Source organism: Nitrobacter sp. 62-23 (assembly GCF_001897285.1).
Taxonomy (GTDB): domain Bacteria; phylum Pseudomonadota; class Alphaproteobacteria; order Rhizobiales; family Xanthobacteraceae; genus Nitrobacter.
On the sequence record NZ_MKSM01000015.1, the window covers coordinates 1 to 4004 of the forward strand.

General features: G+C 63.7%; 1 protein-coding gene and 1 pseudogene. Both read left to right on the forward strand.

Going from position 1 to position 4004, the window contains the following annotated elements:
* The coding region (gene rpoB / locus BGO16_RS01845; protein WP_292616713.1) for a DNA-directed RNA polymerase subunit beta at nucleotides 1-3010 on the forward strand (3010 nt) is incomplete at its 5' end.
* 148 nt (nucleotides 3011-3158) lie between these two features.
* A pseudogene (locus tag BGO16_RS01850) lies at nucleotides 3159-4004 on the forward strand (DNA-directed RNA polymerase subunit beta'); the annotation flags it as partial.

The window sequence follows — 4004 nt, forward strand, 5'->3', positions numbered from 1 at the left end:
GTTCGACATCTACCGGGTGATGCGCCCGGGCGAGCCGCCGACGCTGGATTCGGCGCAGAACATGTTCCAGTCGCTGTTCTTCGACAGCGAGCGCTATGACCTGTCCGCTGTCGGTCGCGTCAAGATGAACATGCGCCTCGACCTCGATGCGCCGGATACCTATCGCACGCTGCGCAAGGAAGACATTCTGGCCGTCATCAAGACGCTGGTGGACCTGCGCGACGGCAAGGGCGAGATCGATGACATCGACCATCTCGGCAACCGCCGCGTGCGTTCGGTCGGCGAGCTGATGGAAAACCAGTACCGTATCGGCCTGTTGCGCATGGAGCGCGCCATCAAGGAACGCATGTCCTCGGTCGACATCGATACCGTGATGCCGCAGGACCTGATCAACGCCAAGCCCGCGGCGGCAGCCGTGCGCGAGTTCTTCGGCTCCTCGCAGCTCTCGCAGTTCATGGACCAGACCAACCCGCTGTCCGAGATCACCCACAAGCGCCGCCTCTCCGCGCTCGGACCGGGCGGCCTGACCCGCGAGCGTGCCGGCTTCGAGGTGCGCGACGTGCATCCGACGCATTACGGCCGGATCTGTCCGATCGAGACGCCGGAAGGTCCGAACATCGGCCTGATCAACTCGCTGGCGACGTTCGCGCGCGTCAACAAATACGGTTTCGTCGAGACGCCCTATCGCAAGGTGAAGGACGGCCGCGTCACCGACGAGGTGGTCTATCTCTCCGCGATGGAGGAGGGCCGCTATCACGTCGCGCAGGCCAACCTGCCGCTCGACAACCGTGGCCGCTTCACCGAGGACCTCGTGGTCTGCCGTCATGCCGGCGAGGTGCTGCCGGTGACGCCGGACAAGGTCGATTTCATGGACGTGTCGCCGAAGCAGCTCGTCTCGGTCGCCGCGGCGCTGATCCCGTTCCTGGAGAACGACGACGCCAACCGCGCGCTGATGGGCTCGAACATGCAGCGTCAGGCGGTGCCGTTGGTGCGCGCCGAGGCGCCGTTCGTCGGCACCGGCATGGAAGGCGTAGTCGCCCGCGACTCGGGCGCTGCGATCGCGGCGCGCCGCTCTGGCGTGATCGACCAGATCGACGCCACCCGCGTCGTCATCCGCGCCACCGAGGATCTCGATCCGACCAAGTCGGGCGTCGATATCTACCGGCTGATGAAGTACCAGCGCTCGAACCAGTCGACCTGCATCAACCAGCGTCCGCTGGTGAAGGTCGGCGACATCGTCAGGAAAGGCGACATCATCGCCGACGGTCCGTCGACCGATCTCGGCGAACTCGCGCTCGGCCGCAACGTGCTGGTCGCGTTCATGCCGTGGAACGGCTACAACTTCGAGGACTCGATCCTGCTCTCCGAGCGGATCGTCAAGGAGGACGTCTTCACCTCGATCCACATCGAGGAATTCGAGGTGATGGCCCGCGACACCAAGCTGGGGCCCGAGGAAATCACCCGCGACATTCCGAACGTCTCGGAAGAGGCGCTGAAGAACCTCGACGAAGCCGGCATCGTCTACATCGGCGCGGAAGTGCGCGCCGGCGACATCCTGGTCGGCAAGATCACGCCGAAGGGCGAAAGCCCGATGACGCCGGAAGAAAAGTTGCTCCGCGCGATCTTCGGCGAGAAGGCGTCCGACGTCCGCGACACCTCCTTGCGCGTGCCTCCGGGGGTGCAGGGCACGATCGTCGAGGTGCGCGTGTTCAACCGCCACGGCGTCGACAAGGACGAGCGTGCGCTCGCCATCGAGCGCGAGGAAATCGAGCGCCTCGCCAAGGACCGCGACGACGAGCAGGCGATTCTCGACCGCAACGTCTACGGCCGTCTCGCCGACCTGCTCGAAAACCGCCAGGGCATCGCCGGACCGAAGGGCTTCAAGAAGGACACCAAGATCACCCGCTCGGTGCTCGAGGAATATCCGAAGTCGCAGTGGTGGCTGTTCGCCTCGCCGAACGACAAGCTGATGGCCGAGATCGAGGCCATGCGCAAGCAGTACGACGAGTCGAAGAAGGGCCTTGAACAGCGCTTCCTCGACAAGGTCGAGAAGCTGCAGCGCGGCGACGAACTGCCGCCCGGCGTGATGAAGATGGTCAAGGTCTTCGTCGCGGTGAAGCGCAAGATCCAGCCCGGCGACAAGATGGCGGGCCGCCACGGCAACAAGGGCGTGGTGTCGAAGATCGTTCCGATCGAGGACATGCCGTTCCTCGAGGACGGCACCCATGCCGATATCGTGCTCAACCCGCTCGGCGTGCCTTCGCGCATGAACGTCGGCCAGATTCTCGAAACCCATCTTGGCTGGGCCTGCGCGGGCCTCGGCAGGCGGATCGGGCAGGCCGTTGATGCCTATCTCGCCAGCGCGAAGCAGGAAACCAAGCCGCTGAAGGAGACGCTCAAGAAGGTCTATGGCGACAACGAGACCATCAAGTCGCTCAACGATCATGAGCTCGTCGAACTCGGCCGCAATCTCAGCCGCGGCGTGCCGATCGCGACGCCGGTGTTCGATGGCGCCAAGGAAACCGACATCGAGCAGATGCTCGAACTGGCGGGCATGGACAAGTCGGGCCAGTCCACCGTCTATGACGGGCGGACCGGTGACCCGTTCGATCGCAAGGTGACGGTGGGCTACATCTACATGCTCAAGCTGCACCACCTCGTGGACGACAAGATCCACGCCCGCTCGATCGGACCTTACTCGCTCGTCACCCAGCAGCCGCTGGGCGGCAAGGCGCAGTTCGGCGGACAGCGTTTCGGCGAAATGGAGGTGTGGGCGCTGGAGGCTTACGGCGCGGCGTACACGCTTCAGGAAATGCTGACGGTGAAGTCGGACGACGTCGCGGGCCGCACCAAGGTCTACGAGGCGATCGTGCGCGGCGACGACACCTTCGAGGCCGGCATTCCGGAATCGTTCAACGTGCTGGTCAAGGAAATGCGCTCGCTGGGCCTCAATGTCGATCTGCACAATTCCAAGATCGGCGGCGCGACACCTGCGGAGGCGGCGGAGTAACGCGCACTCGGGCCGCTGTCATGGCCGGGCTCGTCCGGCCGTCCACGTCTTCGCTGACTATCCGGCTTGAAGACGTGGATGCCCAGCGCACGGCCGGGCATGACGAACCGAAATTCTGACGACCGTTTTTGCGGTCAAGGAGAACACCATGAACCAAGAGATCATGAATCTTTTCAACCCGACGACCCCGGCTCAGGTCTTCGACCAGATCCGGATTTCGATCGCGTCGCCGGAGAAGATTCTGTCGTGGTCCTACGGCGAGATCAAGAAGCCGGAGACCATCAACTACCGCACCTTCAAGCCGGAGCGTGACGGCCTGTTTTGCGCCCGCATCTTCGGGCCGATCAAGGACTACGAGTGCCTGTGCGGCAAGTACAAGCGCATGAAGTACAAGGGCATCATCTGCGAGAAATGCTCGGTGGAGGTGACGCTGTCGCGCGTGCGGCGCGAGCGCATGGGCCATATCGAGCTGGCCGCGCCGGTTGCCCATATCTGGTTCCTGAAGTCGCTGCCCTCGCGCATTGGCCTTCTGCTCGACATGACGCTGAAGGACCTCGAGCGGATCCTCTATTTCGAATATTACGTCGTTCTCGAGCCGGGTCTCACCGCGCTCAAGGACCGGCAGTTGCTGTCGGAAGAGGAATACCTCCGCGCGCAGGACGAATACGGCCAGGACAGCTTCACCGCCATGATCGGCGCCGAAGCGATCCGCGAACTGCTGAAGGGGCTTGAGCTCGAAAAGCTGGAAACGGAACTGCGCGCCGAGATGCAGGCGACGGAGTCCGATATCCGCCACAAGAAGCTCGCCAAGCGGTTGAAAATCGTCGAGGCTTTCCGCTTCTCCGGCAACAAGCCGGAGTGGATGATCCTCACCGTGGTGCCGGTGATTCCGCCGGACCTGCGGCCGCTGGTGCCGCTCGATGGCGGCCGCTTCGCCACCTCCGACCTCAACGACCTGTACCGCCGCGTCATCAACCGCAACAACCGCCTGAAG